We start from the raw sequence: 707 nt of genomic DNA on the forward strand, positions 1-707 counted from the left end.
CTGGTACCGGGTACTACGCCGGTAAATACCACCGTTACCGATACTCCGGGTACTGCAGATACCACCACCGTGACCCTAACTGCGCCAAGCGCAGTTAACGAAGGCGGTCAGATCACTTACACCGCGACCTTGAGCAATAAGGCCGGCACCGACGTCACTCTGAAACTCGACAACGGTTCGACCATTACCATCAAGGCCGGTGACACCGTCGGTACCGTGACCGTCCCTGCGCCGAGCGATGACGTGTTCATCGACAAGAGCACCCAGACCGTCAAGATCACTGACGCTACCGGCGGCAACTTCGAGAAACTGGAAGTTGCAGGCAACGGCGCAACTACCACCATCAACGACACCATCGACAAGGTCGATGTGGTCCTGACCGCGACCAACACTGTGGGCGAAGGCGGCAACATCGTTTACACCGCCAGCCTTGTGGATAAAAACGGCGCGCCGGTGACCAACATCACCAATCCGCTGACCGTGACGTTGGATAACGGCCAGACCATCACCATTGGTGTGAACCAGTCCAGCGGTTCTGTTTCGGTAGTCGCTCCAAACGACGTTTACAAAGGCGATCAAACCGTCACCACCGCCATCAAAGGCGTCACCGGCGGCGAGCACTTTGAGAACCTGGTACCGGGTACTACGCCGGTAAATACCACCGTTACCGATACTCCGGGTACTGCAGATACCACCACCGTGACCCT

Annotated in this window: 1 protein-coding gene; it reads left to right on the forward strand. The window is 57.3% G+C overall.

The genetic code is table 11. The annotated features are described in order from the left end of the window. Positions 1–707, forward strand: a 707-nt coding sequence (locus tag ACQRBT_RS28250) for an immunoglobulin-like domain-containing protein (protein ID WP_427851694.1), incomplete at both ends; no start/stop codon positions are given.

This window comes from Pseudomonas sp. R19M, from assembly GCF_050312585.1.
Lineage (GTDB): Bacteria > Pseudomonadota > Gammaproteobacteria > Pseudomonadales > Pseudomonadaceae > Aquipseudomonas > Aquipseudomonas palleroniana.